The following is a 21,613-nucleotide window of genomic DNA, read 5'->3' as shown; positions in this document are numbered from 1 at the left end:
CGACCCCGCCGCCGGCCGGCAACGCCATGGCCGCGGTCGCCGCCATGCAGCCCGGCTGGAACCTCGGCAACTCCTTCGACGCGGTCGGCGCCGACGAGACCGCCTGGGGCAACCCGCGGGTCACCGAGGCGCTGCTCGACAACGTCCGGGCGCAGGGCTTCAACAGCATCCGCATCCCGGTGACCTGGAGCAACCACCACGGCGCCGCGCCGAACTACACGATCGACTCGGCCTGGCTGAACCGGGTACGCGAGGTGGTCGGCTGGGCGCTCGCCGACGGCTTCTACGTGGTGCTCAACATCCACCACGACTCGTGGCAGTGGATCAACACGATGCCCACCGACCGCGCAGGCGTGCTGAACCGCTACAACGCGCTCTGGACGCAGATCGCCGCCGCGTTCAAGGACTCCTCGCCGAAGCTGACCTTCGAGAGCGTCAACGAGCCGCAGTTCACCGGCAGCTCCGGCGACGCGCAGAACGCCACCCTGCTCAACGAGCTGAACACCTCGTTCCACCGCATCGTCCGCCAGTCCGGCGGGAACAACGCCACCCGGCTGCTCGTCCTGCCGACCCTGCACACCTCCGCCGAGCAGGCCCGGGTGGACGAGCTGGTCAGCACGTTCAACACGCTCAACGACCCGAACCTGATCGCCACCGTGCACTTCTACGGGTACTGGCCGTTCAGCGTGAACGTCGCCGGGGGCACCCGGTTCGACGCGACTGTCCAGCAGGACCTGACCGACCAGTTCGACCGCGTCTACAACGCCTTCGTCACGCGCAACATCCCGGTGATCATCGGCGAGTACGGCCTGCTCGGCTTCGACCGCCACACCGGCACCATCGAGCAGGGCGAGAAGCTCAAGTTCTTCGAGTTCCTCGGCCACTACGCGCGCAGCCGCAAGCTGACCACCCAGCTCTGGGACAACGGCCAGCACCTCGACCGGACCTCCTTCGTCTGGAAGGACCCCGAGCTGTTCGCGCAGATCAAGTCGAGCTGGACCACCCGCTCCGGCACCGCGTCCAGCGACCAGGTGTACGTGCCGCGTACCGGCTCGATCACCGCCAAGAGCCTGACGCTCAACCTGAACGGCACCATGTTCCAGGGGCTGCGCCAGGGCACCACCGACCTGGTGAACGGCACCGACTACACGGTCTCCGGCAGCACCCTGACGCTCACCGCGTCGGCGCTGACCCGGCTGGTCGGCTCCCGCGCGTACGGGGTGAACGCCAACCTCCAGGCCCGCTTCTCCACGGGCGTGCCGTGGAGGATCAGCATCATCACGTACGACCCGCCGGTGCTGTCCAACGCCACAGGCACCACCGCCGCGTTCACACTCCCGGCGCAGTTCCGCGGCGACCAGCTGGCCACGATGGAGGCGAAGTACGCCGACGGCAGCAACGCCGGCCCGCACAACTGGACCTCGTACAAGGAGTTCGACGTGACGTTCGCGCCGGACTACGCCGGCAACACCATCGCTCTGAAGCCGGAGTTCTTCGCCGAGGTCAACGACGGCCAGCGGGTCACCCTGACGTTCCACTTCTGGAGCGGCACGAAGCTGACCTACTACGTCACGAAGTCCGGCAGCAGCGTGACCGGCACGGTGAGCTGACGGCGACGGCACGGCTCGCGGCGGTGGGCGTCGACACCGTCGCGAGCCGTGCCCCGAACACGTTTCCGCTGGACCGATGACTTCCGCGGCCGGCGCCGGTCGACAGAGGCATGAAGACGCTCACTCTCCAGACGCCCGAGGTCGACCTGGTCTACGACGTCCACGCCCCCGAGGCGACCGAGGCCGGGCACCGCCCCTTGTTCATGATCGGCCAGCCCATGTGCGCCGACGGTTTCACCACGCTCGCGTCGTACTTCCCCGACCGCACAGTCATCACGTACGACCCGCGCGGGCTCGGCCGGAGCGTCCGCAAGGACGGCCGGAACGACTCACTGCCCGAGGTGCAGGCCCGGGACGTACGCGACATCGTCGACGCCCTCGGCGTGGGCCCGGTCGACATGTTCGCCAGCAGCGGCGGCGCGGTGACCGCGCTCGCCCTGGTGGCCGCGTACCCGGACGTGGTGACCACGCTCGTGGCGCACGAGCCGCCGCTGACCACGCTGCTCCCCGACGCCGAGGCGGCCGGCCGGGCCATGGCCGCCTGTCAGGAGGCGTACCGGAAGAACGGCTGGGGCGCCGGCATGGCGACGTTCATCGTCATGACGTCGTGGCGGGGCGAGTTCACCGACGACTACTTCGCCCAGCCCGCGCCGGACCCCGCAGCGTTCGGGATGCCGGCCGAGGACGACGGCAGCCGGGACGACCCGCTGCTCTCCGACCGGTCCGCGGCGGTCACCGTCTACCGGCCGGACCTCGACGCGTTGCGCGCCGCGCCTACCCGGGTCGTGGTGGCGGTGGGCGAGGAGTCGGCGGAAACGCTCACCGCGCGGACGTCGGTGGCCACCGCGGAGCTGCTCGGCGGGCAGCCTGCGGTCTTCCCGAGCCACCACGGCGGGTTCCTCGGTGAGGGGACGGGCTACGCCGGGCAGCCGGAGGCGTTCGCGCGCCGGCTACGGGAGATCCTCGACGCCTGACTGCGGCGGCGCCGTGACGCGGGTGCCCGCGACGGCTCAGGCGCGGCGCACGTCGGTGACCATCGCCGCGTAGGGCCCGGGCGGTGTGCCGGGCCCGGCCTGGTCCGCGGGGACGACGTTCTCCATCCGGAGCCGCAGGAGGGCCGGTTCGGCGGTGTCGAGGACGATCCGCCACCCCCAGCCGCCGCCGTACTCGGCGGTCAGTTCCACCGCCGACGACCCGCCCGCCGAGCCGGTGAGCGTCATCGGTGTCGGCTGCTGGTGCCACGAGTCGCCCCACCAGGCGACGAGCGAGCCCGGCCGGTCGCCCGCGGCGATCACCAGCAAGCCGTCCTGCGGACCGTCGTCAGGGTGGTCCCACGAGTACGACACGGTGGTCAGGTGCCCGCCGGCCGCCGTGGCGACTGTGAGCGCGGCCGGCGACTCGGCGAGCGGATCGGCGGGCATCAGCCGGAAGCCGTTGGTGCCTACCCAGGACCCGGTGACGTCGGTGAGAACCATCGCCACAGAATAGGAACCACCCCCGACACTGCCCTTCCACGCCGATCCGGGGAGATCTTGGAAGATTTCGGCCCCTATGAGGGCCGTTTGCCACCAAGATCTCCGGCGGGGCAGGGTCAGGCGGAGAAGTTGTCGTCGGCGTCGTGGGCGTCCGCCTGGATGTGCTCGCCGGGGCGCTTGCCCCGGATCTCGTCCTGTTCGCGTACCCGGTCCGCTTCGGCGTGTTCGTCCTGGTTCAGGTCACCGAGCCGCGCCCGGGCCGGACCGGCCAGGTCCTCCAGGTCGTTCTTCGCGCGCTCGACGCTCATGCCGCCTCCCCGGATCGTCGCGTGGCGGCCCTCGCCGCCTGCCGCGTCGCGTCCCCGCTGGCCCGGCCGGCAAACCGCCGCCACCGGGCCCGGCTCCGCCGCACGACCCGGGCCGGCTGCGCGCCGCGACTCAGCCGGCCGCGCCGGGCGGCTATGCGGGCGGCATGCTCGCGGTCAGGTCCTCGGCGTGCCGGAGCGTGTCTGCCAGCGCTTGGCGCGAACCGTCGTCCAGCGGGATCGAGCGGGCCTGCCGCACCAGCTCCCGCGCGGACTCCGGCTCGCCGAGTTGCAGCGCCAGCTCCGCCCGGTAGACCAGCGCCTCCACCTGGACGGCCGGGTCGTCGGCGGCCTCCGGGCGGGCCAGCGCGCCGTCGAGGATCCGCGCGGCCTGTCCGGGATTGCCGCGCGAGTCGGCCTGCACCACCGCGTTGCCCAGCGTGCGGGCCAGGCCGCCCTTGTCGTCGGCCCGGGGTGGCTCGGCCCGGCCGACGAACCGGATCCAGTTGCCGCCGGGGTCGACGATGCTGAACCCGAAGTGGCCATCCTGGTTGCGGCGGGGCCGGGGTCGGGTCATCCGGGGCACGCCGGAGACGAGCACCCTGCCGTACGTGGCACGCATGCCGTCGGCGAAGGCCCGGTGGATGTCGACCAGATCGTCCACCACGACCAGGCAGGAGCCGTACGAGTCGGCGGGATCGAACCCCGGCATCCCGAAGAAGTGCAGATGGAGATCCTCCCGCCGCAGCGTGAGGTACGGGTTGGGGCGCTCCTGCCGGTACGTGACCTCGAAGCCGAGGGCCTGGTAGAAGGGCGCCACGTCGTCCAGGGAGCGGCACGGCAGCAGCGGGATCGTCGTCTCGTTCGCCATGCTCCGAGCCTGGCGACCGGGTGCCGGCACGCGCACATGGAAATGTCCGAACGGCTGCCGGTGCCACCCGAACGGACACGGGGGCCGGTCCGCAGTGGACCGGCCCCCGTGCGGGGTTTCGCGTCAGGTCAGGGCTTCCAGGACCCGGCGGAACGGAAGCGGTGCTTGTATTCGACGACGCCGTTCTGGTCCTTCACGTCGAAGATGAGCTGCCCGCTGCGCTTGGACCCCTCGGGCAGGTTGGTGCCCGAGGTCATCAGCTTGCCGCAGCCGGAGAAGGCGCCGCCGATCCCGCTCTCCTCGGTGCCGTCCGCGGCGACCCAGGTGAAGTAGAACGGGTTGATCGAGCCGGTGCCCTTGGTGATCTCGGCGGTCACGTCGGCGATCAGGAACATGCCGTTCTTCGGGCCGGGCATGACCTCGCTGCAGGCGGCGTTCCTGGTCCGGAAGTTGCCGACGGTGATCTCGATGGTGCCGCGGTCGTCGTTGACGACCAGCTTGTCGCCGGCCGGCATGTTGAACGTCTTGTCGTCGGTGTTGCCCGGCTGCGACGTGCCGGTGGGAGCGCCCGTCGGGGTGTCACCTGTGGGCTGGCCGTAGGTGACGCCCGGGGTGGGCAGCGAGTCGATCGCCTCCTGGGTCTTCTTCGCGCCGCTGTAGATGGCGAAGATGCCGCCACCGCAGCACAGCAGCAGCAGGATCACCGCGACGATGCCGACCGTGATCCAGACGTTCTTGTTCGACTTCTTCGCCGGCGGCCCGAACGGCGCTCCGGGCGGCGGCGGGTACGCGCCACCACCCGGCGGCGGGTAACCGCCCGGCGGCGGGTACGCCCCGCCCGGCGGCTGATACTCGCTGCCCGGGGACTGATACGCGGCACCCGGGGGCTGGTACTCGGACCCCGGCGGCGGGTACGCCCCGCCCGGCGGCTGGTACTCGGACCCCTGCGGCTGGTACTCGAACCCCGGCGGCTGGTACGCCCCGGCCGAGGGCTGGTACTCGCTGCCCGGCGGCGGGTAGGGCGCGCCCGAGGTGGGCGGTGCCGGCGGGAACGCCGTGGTGGGCGCGGGCGGGTACTGCTCGCCCGGACCCGGCTGCGGCGGATAGGGCGCCCCGGAAGTCGGCGGCGGCTGCGGCGGACCGGAGACGGGTGGCGCACCGGAGACGGGCGGCTGCGGCGCGTCCGAAGGCGGCGGGTAGGGCGCACCCGAGGGGGGAGCGGGTGGGGGCGCGTACGGGTTGCCCGGCACCGGCGGCATCGGGGCGGTGGGGAACGCCTGCGTCGGCGGTTCCTGCGGCTGCTGGTTCGGGTCCGGTGACCCGGACGGAGGCTGAGGGTGGCTCACCGTACTCCTTGGGCGCCTTCGGAATTTTCAGTCGGAACGACGGTACAAGCCGGGCACAACCCGCCCGGCAGTGCCTCATCGATGTGGCAGGACGGCCGCGGTTCGGACCAGGTCGTCGTCCACGGCGAACCGCCCGGTCACCGCTGACGGCGGATCGGGCACCGGGGCGGCAGCGAGCCGGGCCGGTGCGATGAGGGCGTGGAACGTGCCCGCCTCCGGGTCGAGCACGACGCGCGCGTCGGCGAAGCCCAGCCACGTCCCGACCAGCGGGTGCCAGACCTTGTAGACGGTCTCCTTCGCGCTGAACAACACGGTGGGCCAGGGCGTGCCGGACGGCAGCCGGACCAGGTCCGCCTCCTCGTCGGGGCGGCACACCTTCCGGCGTACCCCCGGGGAGAGCGGCCGGTAGCGCTCGGCGTCGATACCGACGGCGCGCACGTCGGTGGCGCGGGCGGCGGCCGCCGCGCAGTAGTCGCGGGTATGGGTGATCGCGCCGACCACGCCGGGCGGCCAGATCGGGGCCCGGTCGGCGCCGGCGGGAACCGGCGCGGCGGGCAGGCCGAGCGCGCCGAGCGCCCGGCGGGCGCAGACCCGCCCGGCGGTGAAGTCGCGGCGACGGCCGGGCACTGCGCGCTCACCCAGGGCGGCCAGCTCGGCCGGGAGCAGGTCACCGGCCCAGTCGGCGGGGCCGGCCACCGCCACGGCGACCTCGGCCGGAAGCAGATCACGCACGAGAGGTGGATGACGGGGACACGCGGTGAACGTACCGTAACGCTTGGGCGTGCCGCTGCGCTGAAGGAACGTTGCGGGGAGGCAACCGGTCCATCACCACCCATTCCCGACTCGGAAGGAGCGGCCGATGACGCCTGGCGCGGAGGTTTCGGGGAGCACCGGCGGCGAGCACGTGCCGGTGACCCCCCACTGGACCTGCGGCTCGTGCGGTGACGACTGGCCCTGCACCACGAAACGTCATCACCTGCTGCGCGAGTACCAGGTGGACCGGGCGTCGTTGAGCGTCTATCTCGGGTCCTGCCTCGCCGCGGCGGCGCAGGATCTGCGCTCCGTGCCGGTCACCGCGCTCCAGGACCGGTTCATCGGCTGGGTGCCGCGCGGCCCGCGTACCGCCGAGGCGTGAGCGCGTCCGGTGGCCGCCGCGTCGGGTTCGCGGCGGCCACCGGTTGCGGTCCTCAGGGGCGGCGGGGCCGCCGGGTGAGCCCGAAGCCGACCACGCCGGCCACGGCGGCGAGCACGCCGCCCACTGTGGTCCACACCCAGCGCGATCCGGCCTCGGGGAGCCAGCCGGTCAGGTCGTACTCCTCGTCGGCCACCGGCTCGGGTGTCGGCTCGGCGGTGAGCACGGTTCCGGCGCGGGTGTTCGGCACCAGCGGCGCGGCCAGTTCGCCGTCGTCGCCGGACGCGCCGCCCTCGTCGGTCGCGCCGACGAGCATCTCCACGTCGATCGGCAGACCGAGGTCGGGTTCGGGCAGGTCGGTGACGGAGAGCCGGATGTAGTAGGTGCCGGGCAGCGGGTCGCCCGACCAGGGCTCGGCCCACGGCCGTACCCGCCGCAGCGTGCAGTCCAGCGCGACGCTCGTCGCCGACGCGTCAGCGGTGGGGGTCTGCGCGCCCGCTGTGCACGCCTGCCGGCGGCGCAGCCCGTCGAAGACGTCGACGGTCCAGGTGGACGCGCCGCTGCGTGACTTCGGGAACGTGACGGTGGCGGTGACCTCGTGCACCTGCCCGGCGTCGGCGCGGAACGACCAGTACAGGTGGTCACCGGTCGACGCGCCCACCTGCACCGGCTGACCGGCGGTGACGGTCGTGGCGGTGAGGAACGAGGTGCCGGCCTTGGTCACCGTGGTCGCGCCCGGTGACGGGCTGGGCGCGGCCAGGGCCGCCGCCGGGGTGAGGGCGAGTCCGACGGCGGTGGTCGCCGCCGCGGCGCGGATCAGCGTACGCATGCTCAGTTCGTCCTCCACGTGTGCACCCACCAGCGGGTGAGCAGTCCGGCGAGCAGTCCGGTGAGCAGTCCGGCGAGCGTGAGCAGGAGCAGCAGCACCCAGCCGCGGCCGAGGTCCGGCCCGTCGGGCGCGGGGGAGGCGGCCACCACGTCGACCGTCAGCTCGACCGGCATGCCGGGACGGGCCTGGGTGCCGGGCTTGGCCGCGAACGAGTTGCTGACCACCAGACAGACGGTCCGTACGGCCTGTTCGGCGCCCGGCGTCGGCTCGGCGCTCGGGCCGTCCTGCTCCTCTTCGGCGGCCGACCAGCGCAGCCCGGCGGAGACCACGTCGGTACGCCCGCTGCCGGCGTCGACGCCCCGGACCAGTTCCCGCCCGTCCGGCGCGGTGGCGCGCAGCAGCACGCCGTAGTCCGGGTTGACCGGGCGGTCCAGCGCGACGCTCACCGAGGCGCGCAGCTCCTGCCCGGGCCGCACCGGCACCCGGTACCAGCGGTGCTCGGAGAACGCCTCCCGGTCGCTGTAGACGCCGGGGGCGAGCAGCGGCGCGCCCTCGCACGCCGTGCCGCCGCCGACCACCGCGGGGGCGGCCGTGTACGTGTCCCGGGCGCGGTCGACGAGCTGCTTGATCCGGCCGGTCAGCTCGTCGGCGCTCTGCGCGGCGGTGTAGGTGCCACCGGTCGCGCCGGCGATGCAGAGCAACTGCTTGCGTACCTTCTCGTCGGGCGCGAGGCCGAGCGTGTCCACGACGAGCCGGGTGCCCTGGGCGGCCAGCTCGCGGGCCACCTCGCACGGGTCGGGCGGCGCGCAGGTGTCCTCACCGTCGGTGATCAGCACGATCCGGCGGGCGGTGCTGCCGGTGCCGAGGTCCTGCGCGGCGGACCGCAGCGCCAGCCCGACCGGGGTGAAGCCGGTCGGGCGCAGCCCGGCGACGGCGGCCTTGGCCTGGGTGCGGTCCACCGGGCCGACCGGCACGATCTGCTGGGTGTCCAGGCAGCCCTGCTTCTTGTCCTTGCCCCGGTAGGTGGCGCCGAGCACCCGGATGCCGAGCTGTGTCTCGTCCGGCAGGGCGTCGACCACCTCGTTGAACGCCTGCTGGGCGACGGAGATCCGGCTGCGGCCGTCGATGTCGCGGGCCCGCATCGACCCGCTGACGTCGAGGACCAGCTCGACCTTGGGTGGTTCGGCGACGGGCTCGGTGGTCTCGTCGTCGGCCCCGGCGGGGCTCGGCCCGATCATCGCGGCCGCCGCCAGCAGTCCGATGAGGACGGCCGTCGATCGTCTCTTGTTGATCACCGGGCGAAGTGTAGTGAGATCCACTTTGGAAGATCATCCGGGTCGGAGGTCCCCGGCGGGGGATCTTTCCGGCGCCTGCCGGACCCGTCACGGTCGCGCGCCGCGACCCACCGTCAGCTGCACCATGTAAACCTTTCGGCCGGTGGTGCACCCGTCGGAAATCTGACCGGCCCGCACCCGTTGTGCGGTTGCCGGAGTGTGGTTAAGCTCTGTCTTGCGCGCCCCAATCGCCCGCTTCCCCCGTGGCAGGCGATCGGGGCGCGCTTCTCTGTGCCCGGCGCCGCGCAGTGCCCGGCGCCCCGCGTCAGATCCAGCGGCCGTCCAGCCACATCCGCGCCGACCAGTCCGCGTACGGCAGCACCCGGCCCACGAAGATCGGGTAGAAGTACGCGAAACAGAGCGCCACGAGCAACACGTACGCGCCCGCGATGATCCCGCCCACCAACCGGCGGTCGTGGACCTGTTGCGGGTCCGGTGGCGCGGCAGTGTTCGTCACCGGCGCCGGGGTGGCGATCGCGCCGAGCACGTAGACCACCGCGAGCACCAGGAACGGCACCGCCGGCGCGGCGTAGAAGGAGAACATCGTCCGGCCGTCGAGGGCGAACCAGAACCAGGGCAGCAGGCCGGCGGCGACGCTGAGCAGGATCGCGCCCGCCCGCCAGTCCCGCCGGGCCAGGCCGAGCCAGGCGGTCGCGGCCAGCGCCGGCAGGAACGACCACCACAGCAGCGGCGTGCCCAGCAGCAGCACCTCCGAGGCGCAGCTCGGCGCGCCGCAACTGCCGTCCCCGGACCAGTGGAACGCCACCGGGCGGCCGAGCAGCAGCCACTGCCAGGGCCAGGACTGGTACTTGTGCGGGTCGTCGAGCTGGGTGTGGAAGCCGTACGCGGCCTTGTGGTACTCCCACAGGTTGATCAGCGCCCCGACGAACGGGGTGTCGCTCAGCTCCGGGTTGTTCGGGTAGCGCTCCGCCAGGCGGTAGTAGCCGTCCTGCCCGAGCAGCCAGCCAGACCAGGTCGCGACGTAGGTCACGAGCATCAGCACGCCCGCGGCGAGCAGCCACGGCAACTCGTCGAGCACGGCGTCGCGCCACGGCCGGCGTACCCCGGACGAGCGGCGGACGCCCACCTCCCAGAGCAGCACCAGCAACGCGAACGCCGGTACGAAGTAGAGCGCGCTCCACTTCACCGAGCAGGCGCAGCCGAGCAGCACCCCGGCCGCCAGCCGCCACCACGGCCAGTCCCGCCAGCCCGACGACGGCCGCCCGGCCCTACCCGGCTGTGTCGGGTCGAGCCCGCCCTCCAGCGCCCGGGCCCAGCGCCGCCGCCGGGCGTCCCGGTCGAGCACCAGCGCGCCGAACGCGGCGAGCACGAACAGCAGCAGGAAGATGTCGAGGATGGCCGTGCGGGACAGCACCAGGTGGTAGCCGTCGAGTGCGAGCAGCAGGCCCGCCGCGCAGCCGAGCACCGTGGAGCGGAAAATCCGCCGCCCGATCCGGACCAGCAGCAGCACCGACAGCGTGCCGGCCACCGCCGCGCCGAACCGCCAGCCGAACTCCGGCGAGGTGGTCATCAGATGACCCGGCACCGAGACGCCGCTGTCCGCGTCCTGGTAGCCGAAGGCCCACTCGCCGATGCCGATCATCCACTTGCCCAGCGGCGGATGCACCACGTACGAGGGGCCGTTGTCCTTGTAGTTCCACTCGAAGCCGCGGTCGATCAGCCCGTACGCGTCCTTGGCGTAGTAGGTCTCGTCGAAGATCTTCCCGGGCGGGAAACTGAGCCCCACGAAGCGCAGGATGGCGGCGATGGCCACCACCACCGCTGTCGCCAGCCACGCCTGACCTCGGCCGATGCGGTCGTCGACCGTGGCGAGCCGGCGCCGCACGGCGGCGGGGAGCCCGCGCCCGGCGCCGTCGCCCCGGTCGGTGGTGGAAGGGTCCGGGTTCGCGCTCTGTGCTGTCGACGCACTCGTCACCCGGCGATCGTAGGCTGCGAGGGTGCCCGGTGGCGTCCGTCGTCTCCGAAATTGGTACGACCGTCGATGAAGGAGCGCACGCCGTGGGGGAAATGTCCGAGGTAGGGCGGCTCGTGTTGCTCGGCGCGCCGCTCGGCAACCCGGCCGACGCGTCCGCCCGGTTCCGCGAGGTGCTGGCCGTCGCCGACGTGGTCGCCGCTGAGGACACCCGGCGGCTCACCCGGCTGGCCCGCGACCTGGACGTGACGGTGCCCGGCCGGATCGTCTCGTACTTCGAGGGCAACGAGGAACGGCGTACCCCCGAACTGGCCGAGGTGCTCACCGCCGGCTACACGGTCGCGCTGGTCACCGACGGCGGCATGCCGAGCGTCTCCGACCCCGGATACCGGCTGGTCCGGGCCGCGCTGGACGCCGGGGTGCCGGTCACCGCGGCGCCCGGGCCGAGCGCTGTGACCACCGCGCTGGCGCTGTCCGGGCTGCCCTGCGACCGGTTCTGCTTCGAGGGCTTCCTGCCGCGTACCCCCGGCGCCCGCCGCTCCCGGCTGCGCGCGCTCGCCGCCGAGGACCGCACGCTGGTGTTCTTCGAGGCGCCGCACCGCATCACCGGGGCGCTCGCCGACCTGGCCGAGGCGTTCGGCAGGGACCGTCCAGCCGCGCTCTGCCGTGAGCTGACCAAGACCTACGAGGAGGTCGTCCGCCGGCCGCTCGGCGAGTTGGCCGAGTGGGCCGCCGAGGGCGACCCCCGGGGCGAGATCACGCTCGTCGTGGCCGGTGCCCCGGCCACGCCCGCGGTCCGGCCGGACGACGAGACGCTGCGCGCCGCGGTGGCCGAGCGCGAGGCGGCCGGGTTGTCCCGCCGGGACGCGATCACCGAGGTCGCCACCGCGTACGGGCTGCGGCGGCGGGAGGTGTACGCGGTGGTGCACAGCTGAGGCGCCGGGCACCTCACCAGGTGGCGGCCAGGAAACCCAGAGTGATCAACGCCGGCCCGGCCAGCGCCAGGCCGACCGCCCAGCGCCGCTGCCGTTCCTCCGCGAGCCGGGTCGCCCCGGTCCACCTGGCGATCCCGGCGGCGCAGCCGGCCACCAGGGCCAACCCCAGCAGCCAGCGCAGGTGCCGTCCGGCGCCGGTGTCCGCGTAGGCGGTGGACCCGGCCGGCCCGGTCATCCGCGCGCGCAGCGAGCTGCCGGTGTCGGTGCGGCCGGCCGGCACACCGCTGACGCGTACCCCGTGGGCCTGGAACCGGTCCCCGTCGGCGGAGAAGATGCCCCGGCAGCGCTGGGTGAGCCCGCCGCCCGCGCACTGCGTGATCATCACGGTGCCGCCGGTCGAGTGCCCCACCGCCAGCCAGAACGGCCCGGCGCTCACCCAGGCGAAGAACGCGGCGAGCAGGCTCAGCGTCAGCAGTACGGCCAGCCCGGCGGGCGGGCTCGGCGGCACGGCCGGGCGGGCGCGTTCCCGCCGCGCGGGCGCCCGCCCGGGGCGTGGGCCCGGCTCGTCGCGCAGCGGCGTGCCGTCCCAGTGCACCTCCTCGATCGGCGCCCAGCCGCCGGACGGGGCGGCCTCGCGCTGCCAGCGCGGCTGGCGTACCGGCACCCGGTTCGGCACCGCGTCCACCGGCGCTCCGGTGGTCGGCTCCACCTCCACCGGCGGGTCCGCCGGGTCGAGCCGGGGCTGCGGGGCGACGGGCCCGCCGGGCGGCGTGGGCCGCGCCGCACGCCGGGTGGCGGCCGCCGACGGCTCGGGCGCCGCTGGTCTGCTGGTCACGATGTTCATTTCACACCGGTACGTCTGGCTTGTTGGGCAGCTCACGCCGCGTGTCGGCGACAAATCGGACGTACGGTCGGAGCGCACACCCCATTGGTTCGCGGCGCACCCACGGCAATCACTAGGCTTGCTGCTCATGAGTCACGTTCTCGCCGCGGTCGCCTGGCCCTACGCCAACGGCCCGCGCCACATCGGCCACGTATCCGGATTCGGCGTTCCCTCCGACGTCTTCTCCCGGTACATGCGGATGGCCGGCCACGACGTGCTCATGGTCTCCGGCACCGACGAACACGGCACCCCGATCCAGGTGCAGGCCGACGCCGAGGGGGTCACCCCGCGCGAGCTGGCCGACCGCTACAACCGGGTGATCGCCGAGGACCTGCGGGCGCTGGGCCTGTCGTACGACCTGTTCACCCGCACCACCACGCGCAACCACTACGCCGTGGTGCAGGAGTTGTTCACCGGCCTGCACCGCAACGGCTACATCGTCCCGAAGGTCACCACCGGGGCGATCTCCCCGTCCACCGGCCGCACGCTGCCCGACCGCTACATCGAGGGCACCTGCCCGATCTGCGGCTACGACAGCGCGCGCGGCGACCAGTGCGACAACTGCGGCAACCAGCTCGACCCGGTCGACCTGATCGACCCCAAGTCGAAGATCAACGGAGAGACGCCGGAGTTCGTCGAGACCGAGCACTTCTTCCTCGACCTGCCCGCCCTGGCCGACGCGCTGCGGCAGTGGCTGGACACCCGCGAGGGCTGGCGCCCGAACGTGCTGCGGTTCTCCCGCAACCTGCTCGACGACCTCCAGCCCCGGGCCATCACCCGCGACCTGGAGTGGGGCGTGCCGATCCCGCTCGACGACTGGCGCGACCGCCCGGACAAGCGGATTTACGTGTGGTTCGACGCGGTCATCGGCTACCTGTCCGCGTCCATCGAGTGGGCCCGCCGCACCGGCGACCCGGAGGCGTGGCGCAAGTATTGGAATCCAACGGACGGCGAGGGCTCCGCCGTCTCTGCCAGCGGAGCTGGCGGTGATGCCCGCTCCTACTACTTCATGGGCAAGGACAACATCGTCTTCCACTCGGTGATCTGGCCGGCGCTGCTCGGCGGCTACTCCGGTGCGGGCGCCCGCGACGGCGAGCCGGGCGAGCTGGGCCGGCTCAACCTGCCCACCGAGGTCGTCTCCAGCGAATACCTGACCATGGAGGGACGCAAGTTCTCCTCCTCCCGCAAGGTGGTCATCTACGTCCGGGACTTCCTGGAGCGCTACGACGCCGACGCGCTGCGCTACTTCATCGCGGTGGCCGGCCCGGAGAGCAACGACACCGACTTCACCTGGGCCGAGTTCCTGCGCCGCAACAACGACGAACTGGTCGCCGGCTGGGGCAACCTCGTCAACCGGTCCGTCTCGATGGCCGCGAAGAACTTCGGCGCCATCCCGCCGGTCGACCCGGCCGGGCTCACCGAGGCCGACCAGGCGCTGCTGGACACCGCGAAGGCGGGCTTCACGGTGGTCGGCGACCTGATCGCCCGGCACCGGCAGAAGCAGGCCATCGGCGAGGCCATGAAGGTCGTCGCCGAGGCCAACAAGTACCTCTCCGAGCAGGCGCCGTGGAAGCTCAAGGGCGAGGACGACAAGCCCCGGATGGGCACCATCCTGCACGTCGCGCTCCAGGTCGTCAGCGACGCCAACACGCTGCTGACCCCGTTCCTGCCGCACTCCGCCCAGAAGATCCACGAGCTGCTCGGCGGCACCGGCGTGCACGCGCCGATGCCCGTCATCGAGGAGGTCGACGACCTCGACGGCGGGCCGTCGTACCCGGTGCTGACCGGTGACTACACGGTCGGGGCGCGCTGGGAGTCCGTACCCCTGGAGGTGGGCCGGCCGCTCGCGGCGCCGAAGCCGGTGTTCCGCAAGCTCGACCCGTCCATCGTCGAGGAGGAGCTGGCCCGCCTGGCCGGCTGACCACGCACGCGTGACCGCGGCCCCGGGGATCTCCCCGGGGCCGCGGTCGTCCGCCAGGTCAGGCGGTCGCCATGCTCGGCTTGCCGATGAACTCCATGATGGCCTTGTTGACCTCGGTGGGATGGGTCCACGGCGTGCCGTGCGGCGCGCCCTTCAGCGTGACCAGCTTGGCGTCGGACAGCATGTTCACCAGCCGCTGGCCCGTCACCGGGTACGGCAGCACGTTGTCCTTGTCGCCCTGGATGATCAGCACCGGCACGTCGATGTTCGGCAGGTCGGCGCGGAAGTCGGTCTGCCAGGCGTCCACCGAGTCGTGGGTGCCCTTGGCCGACGCCTGCGCGCCGATCTGCCAGTGCGCGTGGTACGCCTCGTCGCTGACCAGCTTCCCCCGGTTCTCGCTGGCGTTGAAGAACGCGTCGCAGAACTGGGTCAGGTAGGCGAACCGGTCCTGGATGATCGCCTTCTGGAACCCCTCGAACATGCTCTTGTCGACGCCCTCCGGATCCTCGGGCGCCTTCAGCAGGTACGGGGCCAACGGGGCCATCATGACCGCCCGGTCCACCCGGTCCGACCCGTACGCGCCCAGGTAGCGGGTCACCTCGCCGGTGCCCATGGAGTGCCCGACCAGGATCGTGTTGCGCAGGTCCAGCTCGGTCATCAGCACGTCCAGGTCGGCGGCGAACGTGTCGTAGTCGTAGCCCATGGCCGGCTGCGCGGAGTTGCCGAACCCGCGCCGGTCGTACGTGATCACCCGGTATCCGGCGTTCAGCAGCGGACCGCTCATCTTCTCCCAGGTCGCCCCGTTGAACGGGAAACCGTGGATCAGCACGATCGGCTGACCGGAACCGTGATCCTCGTAGTACAGGTCGATGGGTGCGGAGTTCTCCGTACCGACGGTGACGAAAGGCATGTCGGGATTCCCCCTCGCGCGGGCTTCTCGGACGCCCCACGCCTTCCCCAGCCGCCCCCGTCTATTCGTGCCCGGCCGGATAGGGCAGATCCACCACCCGGTCGTCGGTCAGCTCGGCGCCGGGCGCCCAGACCTCGTAGACACCCCGTTCCAGACAGTGCGCGCCGGTCGCGGCCACCGCGTCCGGATCCGGGCGGCGCAGCCGCAGCCGCAGCCAGCCGCCCTCCTCCCGCAGCACCAGGCACGGCACCCCGCGCCAGGCCGCCGTGCGCAGCCGCCGGGCCGCCGCTTCCACCGGATACCGGGCGGCCCGGGTCATCGCCAGCACCCGGAACCCGCCCGGCTGGTCGGCCACCGCCTCGTACTCCGAACCCGCGTACGTGCCGACGAGCCGGGTGGACAGCGGCGTCTCGCCGGTCGGCACGTACTCCTGGTCGGCGGCCAGACCGGGCACCGCGGCGAGCAGGTGCCGCCACTGCGGCCCGGCCAGGCGCAGCCAGCCCCGCTGCTCCGCCTGGTAGGTGTAGAGCACCACCTCCACCGCCTCGGCTGGATAGGCGAGCAGCGTCGCGTTCGCCGGCATCGGCAGGTCGGCGAACTCCCGGGTGACGAACTCCGGTACGAGCTGCCCGTTGCTCGGCACGAACCCGGTGCCCAGCACCGGCGGCCCCTGCCGGTCCCGGGGCGGCAACGCCATGAGGCCCCGGTGCGCCGCGCCCACCGGCATCTCGTAGTCGGCCGGGTCGGCGGCCCGCCAGCGCAGCGCGTACGCCACGTCGCCGCCCTCGGAGTCGCCCCGCAGCACCGCCATCCCGGCCGGCGTCCGCAGGTGCGCCACGTCGTGCTCCCGGTAGCAGAAGCCGTGCGGCAGCACGCCGCGCACGTGGCCGGCGAGCTGCCGGGCGGAGAGCACCTTCACCATCCGGGTGCCGGGCCGGATCACCGCCGACGCCCGTACCGCGGCGAGCGCCGGGTCGGCCGCCGCACCGGGCTGCTGGCTGAGCCGGTGCACGTACGCCCAGCCCCGGTCCCGGTGCAGCGGCATCAGCAGCGGCGCGTCCGTCTCGTCGCCCGGCCCGGTCGCGCCGTGCACCGCGTCCACCTCGGTCGCGTGCACGAACCGGCGCCACGGGTAGCCGCCACCGGGCCGGGGACACCACTCGAAGCCGGGCGCCTCGTCGGCGCTGAACAACTCGTACGCCGCGCCCCGGGCGATCTCCTCGGCCGGGTGCACCCGGCCGCCGTACGTCACGCGCAACCCGGCCCGGTCGGAGGCGGGCCCGCCGGCCTGGTCGGTGACGGTCACTCCAGGACGCTAAGCCCGCCGGATGTGGGGCACGTGAACAGCCGGTGGCGGTCCGGGAACGCCGCACCGGGCCGGTGTGTGATGCTGGCCGCGATGACCGAGCAGACCGAGACCCGCAAGCAGCGCGCCGCCCGCCGGGCCGGGGAGTTCCCGCCCGCCCCCGAGCCGCTGCCCGTGCCCGTGCTGGACAGCCACACCCACCTCGACATCACCGTCGGCGAGTTCGGCACGCCTCCCGGCGGCAGCCCCGGCGACGACCCGGTGGCGGCCGCGATCGACGTCGCCGCCCGGGCCGGCGTGGACCGGCTCGTCCAGGTCGGGGTGGACGTCGGCTCGTCCCGGTGGAGCGCCGACGTCGCCGACCGGTACGCCCCGGTGCTCGCCACGGTCGCGCTGCACCCGAACGAGGCGCCCCGGCTGGCCGACCTGGACGAGGCGCTGCGCGAGATCGAGACGCTCGCCGGGCGGGACCGCGTCCGGGGCGTGGGCGAGACCGGCATGGACTTCTTCCGTACCGGCGACGAGGGGCGGGCCGCGCAGGAGGAGAGCTTCCGGGCGCACATCGCCATCGCGAAGCGGCACGGCAAGGCGCTCGTCATCCACGACCGGGACGCACACGCCGACGTGCTGCGCGTCGTCGACGACGAGGGCTCCCCGGACACCGTGGTGATGCACTGCTTCTCCGGCGACGCCGACTTCGCCCGTGAGTGCGTCCGGCGCGGCTTCCTGCTCAGCTTCGCCGGCACCGTCACGTTCGGCAGCGCCGCCGCGCTGCGCGAGGCCGCCGCCGTCACCCCGCCGGAGCAGATGCTCGTCGAGACCGACGCGCCCTACCTCACCCCGATGCCGTACCGGGGACGGCCCAACGCGTCGTACCTGATCCCGCTGACCGTCCGCTTCCTCGCCGAGACCACCGGCACCGACCTGGACGAACTCTGCGCCACCATCTCCGCGACCGGCGACCGCGCGTTCGGGCCGTGGTGAGAGGATGCCCGGCGTGACCGGACTCCTCGGCCCGGCGGAGATCCGGGAACTCGCCGCACGCCTCGGCGTCACGCCGACCAAGAAGCTCGGCCAGAACTTCGTGCACGACCCCAACACCGTGCGCCGGATCGTTACCACCGCCGGGCTCACCCCCGACGACGTGGCGCTGGAGGTCGGCCCCGGGCTCGGCTCGCTCACGCTCGCCCTGCTCCCGGTCGCCGCGCACGTGCACGCCGTCGAACTCGACCCGGCGCTCGCCGCCGCGCTGCCGGACACCGCCGCCCGCTTCGCCGGGACGGCCGCCGAGCGGCTCACCGTCCACCCGGCCGACGCGCTGCGGGTCACCGCCGCCGACCTGGCCGACCCGGCGCCGACCGCGCTGGTGGCGAACCTGCCCTACAACGTCGCCGTGCCGGTCGTGCTTCACCTGCTCGCCGAACTGCCCACGCTGCGCCACGGCCTGGTGATGGTGCAGAAGGAGGTCGCCGACCGGCTCGTCGCCGGTCCCGGCTCCAAGGTGTACGGCATCCCGTCGGTCAAGCTCGCCTGGTACGCCCGCTCCCGCGCCGCCGGCAAGGTCCCGCCGAACGTGTTCTGGCCGGTGCCGAACGTCGACTCCGGCCTGGTCGCGTTCACCCGGCGCGAGCCGCCCCGGCCGGACGTACCCCGGCGGGCCGTCTTCGCGGTGGTCGACGCCGCGTTCGCGCAGCGCCGCAAGACGCTGCGCGCCGCCCTGGCCGGCTGGGCCGGCGGTGCCGACCGGGCCGCCGCCGCGCTCACCGCCGCCGGTGTCGACCCGGGCGCCCGGGGCGAATCGCTCACCGTCGAGCAGTTCGCCGCCATCGCCGCGTCGGCCCCGGACGCCCCCGGCGCCGAGCAGTAGGCTGGCGCCGTTGCCCGCCCCTGCGCCGAGGAGCTGACCGTGCCGAAGCCGTTCGACATCCGCCCACGTCCGGTGGAGTCCACCCGGTGACCGAGGCATGGCGACCGGAGGACGAGGACGGGCAGCGGCGCGGCGCCAGCGGGCCGGTCAAGGTGCGGGTGCCCGCCAAGGTCAACCTGCATCTCGGTGTCGGGCCGCTGCGGCGTGACGGCTACCACGAGCTGAACACCGTCTACCACGCGATCTCCATCTACGACGAGCTGACCGCCCGCCGCGGCGACACGCTCACCCTCACCATGGAGGGCGAGGGCGCCGGAGAGCTGGCGCTGGACGACACCAACCTGGCGCTGCGCGCCGCGCACGCGCTCGCCGGCTACGCGGGCGTCGCCCCGCACGCCCGGCTGCACCTGCGCAAGCAGATCCCGCTCGCCGGCGGGCTCGCCGGTGGCAGCGCCGACGCCGCCGCCGCGCTGGTCGCCTGCGACACGCTCTGGGGCACCGGGCTGTCCCGCGACGAACTGGCCGGCATCGCCGCCGACCTCGGCTCTGACGTGCCGTTCCTCATCCACGGCGGCACCGCGCTCGGCACCGGCCGGGGCGAGGCGGTCAGCCCGGTGCTGGCCCGCCCCACCTCCTGGCACTGGGTGGTGGCGATCGCCGACGCCGGCCTGTCCACCCCGGCCGCGTACCGGGAACTGGACCGGCTGCGCGACGCCGGAACCGCCGGCACGCCGCTGGGCAGCACCGACGCGCTGCTCGCCGCGCTGCGCCAGCGCGACCCGCGGGTGCTCGCCGCCACACTCGGCAACGACCTCCAGGACGCCGCGCTGACCATGCGCCCGTCGCTGGCCGAGACGCTCAAGGCCGGCGAGGCGGCCGGCGCGCTCGCCGGCATCGTCTCCGGCTCCGGTCCCACCTGCGTCTTCCTCGCCACCGGCGGGGCCGACGCCGTCCGGATCGCCGCCGAGATCACCGCCGCCGGGGTGTGCCGGGAGGCCCGCGTCGCGCACGGCCCGGTCGCCGGCGCCCGCGTCGTCTGACGCCCCGTACCCTTGACTCAGGCGTCCCGGGCCCCCGGGACGCCTGAGTCGTGAAGGGTGGGTCAGTGGCCAACATCGTCAACCTGGACCGGGTGTCCAAGGGGTACGGCGCCGCGGGGCCGCTGCTCACCGACGTCTCGCTCGGCCTCGACGACGCCGACCGGGTCGGCGTCGTCGGCCTCAACGGCGCCGGCAAGTCGACGCTGCTGCGGCTGCTCACCCGCACCGAGGAACCCGACGACGGCCGCGTCACCCACCGCCGCGACCTGCGGGTGGCCTGGCTGCCGCAGCGCCTGGACCTGGCCCCCGACCTCACCGTGCGGGACGTGGTGCTCGGCACCGCCTGGCTCGGCGAGAGCATGGGCGCCGAGCACGAGTGGGCCGGCGACGCGGGTGTGCGCGCCATCCTCGACGGCCTCGGCATGCCCCACCTCGGCCTGGACACGCCGGTCGGCCCGATGTCCGGCGGGGAACGCCGCCGCGTCGCGCTCGCCGCCCTGCTGGTCCGCGACGCCGACCTGCTCGTCCTCGACGAGCCCACCAACCACCTGGACGTCGGCGGCGTCGACTGGCTGGCCCGGCACCTGGTCACCCGCAAGGGCGCGCTCGTGGTGGTCACCCACGACCGCTGGTTCCTCGACGCCGTCTGCACCAGCACCTGGGAGGTCGCCGACCAGACCGTCCGGGCGTACGAGGGCGGCTTCGCCGCGTGGACGCTGGCCCGCGTCGAGCGGCAACGCGTCGCCGCCGCCACCGAGGCCCGCCGGCAGAACCTGCTCCGCAAGGAGATCGCGTGGCTGCGCCGCGGCGCGCCGGCGCGTACCTCCAAGCCCAAGTTCCGTATCGACGCGGCCAACGCGCTCATCGCCGACGTGCCGGAACCCCGCGACACCACGTCGCTGCAACGGCTCGCCACCGCCCGCCTCGGCAAGCAGGTGTACGACCTCGAACACGTCCGGCTGCACGCCGGCCCGAAGGAGATCCTGCACGACACCACATGGCAGGTCGGCCCCGGCGACCGGGTCGCGATCCTCGGCCGCAACGGCGCCGGCAAGACCACCCTGCTGCGGATGCTCGCCGGAGTGACCGGCCCCGACAGCGGGCGCTTCGCCGCCGGGCAGACCGTCCGGCCCGCGTTCCTGTCCCAGGAACTCGCCGAACTCCCCGGCCACCTGCGTGTGCTGGAAGCGGTCGAGGAGGTCGCCCGCCGGGTGCAGTTCGGCGACCGGGAGATCAGCGCCTCCCAGCTCGCCGAGATCTTCGGCTTCGACGACAGGCGGCTCTGGACCCCGGTGAGCGATCTGTCCGGCGGCGAGCGCCGGCGCCTGCAGATGCTGCGGCTGCTCGCCGGGGAACCCAACGTGCTCCTGCTCGACGAACCCACCAACGACCTGGACACCGACACGCTCGCCGCGCTGGAGGACCTGCTCGACTCGTGGCCCGGCACGATCGTGGTGGCCAGCCACGACCGTTACCTGATCGAGCGGGTCACCGACGTCGCGTACGGCATGTTCGGTGACGGCCGGCTGGTGCACCTGCCCGGCGGCGTCGACGAGTACCTGGCCCGCGCCGCCGCGGCCGGCGGCCCGGCGCCCGCCGACCTCACCCCGGCCACGGCGGCCCCGGCGCGCGAGGGCATGTCCGCCGCCGAGGTACGCGTCGCGAAGAAGGAACTCAACCGGCTGGAACGGCAGATCGCCAAGCTCGAACAGAAGGAGGCGGGCCTGCACGAGCAGCTCGCCGCGAACGCCACCGACTACGCCCGGGTCGCCGAGCTGGACGCCCAGCTCAAGGAGGTGCGGGCCGAGCGGGACCGCACCGAGGAGACCTGGCTGGCTCTCGCCGAGGAGCTTCCGGCCGGCTGACCTGCCGCCGGGGTGGGGGGTGTGCGGCGTCACTGACCGGCGTACGGGACA

General features: G+C 73.5%; 20 protein-coding genes. 9 read left to right on the top strand and 11 right to left on the bottom strand.

Annotated elements, in window-relative coordinates; genetic code table 11:
• Positions 1 to 1,610: cellulase family glycosylhydrolase (locus tag F8279_RS13380; protein WP_151500097.1), on the top strand; the 1,610-nt coding region annotated here is incomplete at its 5' end.
• 110 nt (positions 1,611 to 1,720) lie between these two features.
• The gene (locus tag F8279_RS13375; RefSeq protein WP_151500096.1) at positions 1,721 to 2,584 is read left to right on the top strand and encodes an alpha/beta fold hydrolase; all 864 of its coding nucleotides are present in this window, start codon (positions 1,721 to 1,723) and stop codon (positions 2,582 to 2,584) included.
• Between the two features lie 36 nt (positions 2,585 to 2,620).
• On the opposite strand, the gene F8279_RS13370 is transcribed toward F8279_RS13375, so the two are convergent.
• The 5 genes from F8279_RS13370 to F8279_RS13350 form a co-directional block, all read right to left on the bottom strand.
• Positions 2,621 to 3,085, bottom strand: a complete 465-nt coding sequence (locus F8279_RS13370) for a hypothetical protein (protein ID WP_151500095.1) — start codon at positions 3,083 to 3,085, stop codon at positions 2,621 to 2,623.
• 116 nt (positions 3,086 to 3,201) lie between these two features.
• Positions 3,202 to 3,393: a general stress protein CsbD gene (locus F8279_RS13365; protein ID WP_151500094.1), complete on the bottom strand. Its 192-nt coding sequence runs from the start codon at positions 3,391 to 3,393 to the stop codon at positions 3,202 to 3,204.
• Positions 3,394 to 3,544: 151 nt separating this feature from the next.
• Positions 3,545 to 4,261, bottom strand: a complete 717-nt coding sequence (locus F8279_RS13360; protein ID WP_151500093.1) for a VOC family protein — start codon at positions 4,259 to 4,261, stop codon at positions 3,545 to 3,547.
• 128 nt (positions 4,262 to 4,389) lie between these two features.
• On the bottom strand, positions 4,390 to 5,607 hold the full coding sequence (locus tag F8279_RS13355) for a DUF4352 domain-containing protein (protein WP_151500092.1): 1,218 nt from the start codon (positions 5,605 to 5,607) through the stop codon (positions 4,390 to 4,392).
• A 75-nt stretch (positions 5,608 to 5,682) separates the two neighbouring features.
• A complete protein-coding gene (locus F8279_RS13350; protein WP_175438612.1) occupies positions 5,683 to 6,339 on the bottom strand; it encodes a 4'-phosphopantetheinyl transferase in 657 nt (218 codons plus the stop codon).
• 127 nt (positions 6,340 to 6,466) lie between these two features.
• Here F8279_RS13350 and F8279_RS13345 point away from each other — a divergent pair, with 127 nt between their 5' ends.
• Positions 6,467 to 6,742 (top strand): hypothetical protein, encoded by a 276-nt coding sequence (locus F8279_RS13345; RefSeq protein WP_091415228.1) that lies wholly within the window; start codon positions 6,467 to 6,469, stop codon positions 6,740 to 6,742.
• A 52-nt stretch (positions 6,743 to 6,794) separates the two neighbouring features.
• Here the strand turns inward: F8279_RS13345 and F8279_RS13340 are convergent, their stop codons facing one another.
• From F8279_RS13340 to F8279_RS13330, 3 genes are all read right to left on the bottom strand, one after another.
• On the bottom strand, positions 6,795 to 7,568 hold the full coding sequence (locus tag F8279_RS13340; RefSeq protein WP_151500099.1) for a peptidase: 774 nt from the start codon (positions 7,566 to 7,568) through the stop codon (positions 6,795 to 6,797).
• A gap of 2 nt (positions 7,569 to 7,570) precedes the next feature.
• Positions 7,571 to 8,863 carry a VWA domain-containing protein gene (locus F8279_RS13335; RefSeq protein WP_151500091.1) on the bottom strand — a complete coding sequence of 431 codons (1,293 nt, stop codon included), beginning with the start codon at positions 8,861 to 8,863 and terminating at the stop codon, positions 7,571 to 7,573.
• A gap of 304 nt (positions 8,864 to 9,167) precedes the next feature.
• Positions 9,168 to 10,838: a dolichyl-phosphate-mannose--protein mannosyltransferase gene (locus F8279_RS13330; RefSeq protein WP_151500090.1), complete on the bottom strand. Its 1,671-nt coding sequence runs from the start codon at positions 10,836 to 10,838 to the stop codon at positions 9,168 to 9,170.
• 83 nt (positions 10,839 to 10,921) lie between these two features.
• Here F8279_RS13330 and rsmI point away from each other — a divergent pair, with 83 nt between their 5' ends.
• Positions 10,922 to 11,770, top strand: a complete 849-nt coding sequence (gene rsmI / locus F8279_RS13325; RefSeq protein ID WP_091415245.1) for a 16S rRNA (cytidine(1402)-2'-O)-methyltransferase — start codon at positions 10,922 to 10,924, stop codon at positions 11,768 to 11,770.
• A 13-nt stretch (positions 11,771 to 11,783) separates the two neighbouring features.
• Here rsmI and F8279_RS13320 read toward each other — a convergent pair whose 3' ends face one another.
• The gene (locus F8279_RS13320) at positions 11,784 to 12,614 is read right to left on the bottom strand and encodes a hypothetical protein (RefSeq protein ID WP_225853259.1); all 831 of its coding nucleotides are present in this window, start codon (positions 12,612 to 12,614) and stop codon (positions 11,784 to 11,786) included.
• A 127-nt stretch (positions 12,615 to 12,741) separates the two neighbouring features.
• Here F8279_RS13320 and metG point away from each other — a divergent pair, with 127 nt between their 5' ends.
• A complete protein-coding gene (gene metG / locus F8279_RS13315; RefSeq protein WP_151500089.1) occupies positions 12,742 to 14,574 on the top strand; it encodes a methionine--tRNA ligase in 1,833 nt (610 codons plus the stop codon).
• 58 nt (positions 14,575 to 14,632) lie between these two features.
• On the opposite strand, the gene F8279_RS13310 is transcribed toward metG, so the two are convergent.
• Positions 14,633 to 15,484 (bottom strand): alpha/beta fold hydrolase, encoded by an 852-nt coding sequence (locus F8279_RS13310; RefSeq protein ID WP_151500088.1) that lies wholly within the window; start codon positions 15,482 to 15,484, stop codon positions 14,633 to 14,635.
• Positions 15,485 to 15,545: 61 nt separating this feature from the next.
• Positions 15,546 to 16,790: a hypothetical protein gene (locus tag F8279_RS13305; RefSeq protein WP_151500087.1), complete on the bottom strand. Its 1,245-nt coding sequence runs from the start codon at positions 16,788 to 16,790 to the stop codon at positions 15,546 to 15,548.
• Positions 16,791 to 16,871: 81 nt separating this feature from the next.
• Between F8279_RS13305 and F8279_RS13300 the strand changes: the two genes are divergently transcribed.
• The 4 genes from F8279_RS13300 (at position 16,872) to F8279_RS13285 (ending at position 21,562) form a co-directional block, all read left to right on the top strand.
• The gene (locus tag F8279_RS13300) at positions 16,872 to 17,774 is read left to right on the top strand and encodes a TatD family hydrolase (RefSeq protein WP_091416211.1); all 903 of its coding nucleotides are present in this window, start codon (positions 16,872 to 16,874) and stop codon (positions 17,772 to 17,774) included.
• Between the two features lie 13 nt (positions 17,775 to 17,787).
• Positions 17,788 to 18,657 (top strand): 16S rRNA (adenine(1518)-N(6)/adenine(1519)-N(6))-dimethyltransferase RsmA, encoded by an 870-nt coding sequence (gene rsmA / locus F8279_RS13295; protein WP_091415257.1) that lies wholly within the window; start codon positions 17,788 to 17,790, stop codon positions 18,655 to 18,657.
• An 86-nt stretch (positions 18,658 to 18,743) separates the two neighbouring features.
• Positions 18,744 to 19,697 carry a 4-(cytidine 5'-diphospho)-2-C-methyl-D-erythritol kinase gene (locus F8279_RS13290; protein ID WP_091415261.1) on the top strand — a complete coding sequence of 318 codons (954 nt, stop codon included), beginning with the start codon at positions 18,744 to 18,746 and terminating at the stop codon, positions 19,695 to 19,697.
• Positions 19,698 to 19,762: 65 nt separating this feature from the next.
• On the top strand, positions 19,763 to 21,562 hold the full coding sequence (locus F8279_RS13285; protein ID WP_091415265.1) for an ABC-F family ATP-binding cassette domain-containing protein: 1,800 nt from the start codon (positions 19,763 to 19,765) through the stop codon (positions 21,560 to 21,562).
• The last annotated feature ends 51 nt before the right edge of the window (positions 21,563 to 21,613 follow it).

The organism is Micromonospora sp. AMSO1212t (genome assembly GCF_008868145.1).
In the GTDB taxonomy this organism is placed as follows: Bacteria; Actinomycetota; Actinomycetes; order Mycobacteriales; family Micromonosporaceae; genus Micromonospora; species Micromonospora tulbaghiae.
The sequence above is the reverse complement of the archived record's forward strand: the minus strand, read 5'-3'. Positions and strand labels throughout refer to the sequence as shown.

What these genes read in the sequence shown, in the direction of transcription:
- F8279_RS13375 (WP_151500096.1), top strand. Translation starts at nt 1,721, where the DNA reads ATGAAGACGCTCACTCTCCAGACGCCCGAGGTCGACCTGGTCTACGAC.
- F8279_RS13370 (WP_151500095.1), bottom strand. Translation starts at nt 3,085, where the DNA reads ATGGTTCTCACCGACGTCACCGGGTCCTGGGTAGGCACCAACGGCTTC.
- F8279_RS13365 (WP_151500094.1), bottom strand. Translation starts at nt 3,393, where the DNA reads ATGAGCGTCGAGCGCGCGAAGAACGACCTGGAGGACCTGGCCGGTCCG.
- F8279_RS13360 (WP_151500093.1), bottom strand. Translation starts at nt 4,261, where the DNA reads ATGGCGAACGAGACGACGATCCCGCTGCTGCCGTGCCGCTCCCTGGAC.
- F8279_RS13345 (WP_091415228.1), top strand. Translation starts at nt 6,467, where the DNA reads ATGACGCCTGGCGCGGAGGTTTCGGGGAGCACCGGCGGCGAGCACGTG.
- F8279_RS13340 (WP_151500099.1), bottom strand. Translation starts at nt 7,568, where the DNA reads ATGCGTACGCTGATCCGCGCCGCGGCGGCGACCACCGCCGTCGGACTC.
- F8279_RS13320 (WP_225853259.1), bottom strand. Translation starts at nt 12,614, where the DNA reads ATGAACATCGTGACCAGCAGACCAGCGGCGCCCGAGCCGTCGGCGGCC.
- metG (WP_151500089.1), top strand. Translation starts at nt 12,742, where the DNA reads ATGAGTCACGTTCTCGCCGCGGTCGCCTGGCCCTACGCCAACGGCCCG.
- F8279_RS13310 (WP_151500088.1), bottom strand. Translation starts at nt 15,484, where the DNA reads ATGCCTTTCGTCACCGTCGGTACGGAGAACTCCGCACCCATCGACCTG.
- F8279_RS13300 (WP_091416211.1), top strand. Translation starts at nt 16,872, where the DNA reads ATGCTGGCCGCGATGACCGAGCAGACCGAGACCCGCAAGCAGCGCGCC.